This is a genomic window from Priestia sp. AB (assembly GCF_028369225.1).
In the GTDB taxonomy this organism is placed as follows: Bacteria; Bacillota; Bacilli; order Bacillales; family Bacillaceae_H; genus Priestia; species Priestia megaterium.
The window spans coordinates 1-664 of record NZ_JAQMYN010000061.1 but is presented as its reverse complement, the minus strand read 5'-3'; the positions used below and the strand labels follow the sequence as shown (position 1 = coordinate 664).

Here is a 664-nt window from a genome sequence, read left to right as displayed (position 1 = left end):
TTTAATGAATCTTGAGTAGTTTGCTCAAATGATAAAAAAACATTCATGAGAGCTAGCTAAAGTTTATACATATAGTAAGAGATAATTTGACTAAAAAGGTGATTATTATTTTTCGGAAAATACCGGTTGTTCTTGTCGGAAGCTTATTATTAAGTATAGGAATTAATGGATTTTTAGTTCCTCATTATTTGTTGGATGGAGGAACAATTGGAATTGCTCTTATCCTTCACTATTATTTTGAATTTCCTACAGGTGTAACGATGATTATTTTGGGCTTCCCATTATGTTGGTTTGCTTGGGTTTATGAAAGAACTTATTTTTATAATAGTTTTTATGGGTTAGTTATTTCTTCTTTATTGATTGATTGGCTAGAGCCTATTAAAGACCAGTTTCAACTTTCTGTTTTTCCTAGTGTGATATTTGGAGGAGTATGTATTGGAACAGGGATTGGTCTTATGCTTCGATACGAGACAAGCACGGGAGGAACAGATTTACTAGCCCAACTTATATCAAAAGCTTTTTCTTTGAACATAGGAATCGTCATTTTAATTATAGATGGTTTTATCATAACAGCAGGTCTTCCTTTATTAGGACCTAAAACGTTTCTTTTTTCATGTTCGACAATTTTTATAGGTGGAATGACGACTTCGTTACTTACTAAAAA

The 664-nt window shown here is 31.8% G+C and carries 1 protein-coding gene; it reads left to right on the top strand.

Features of this window, described 5'->3' with window-relative positions; all coding sequences use genetic code 11:
• Positions 1 to 86 precede the first annotated feature (86 nt).
• The coding region (locus POF52_RS30965) for a YitT family protein (protein WP_271998202.1) at positions 87 to 664 on the top strand (578 nt) is incomplete at its 3' end.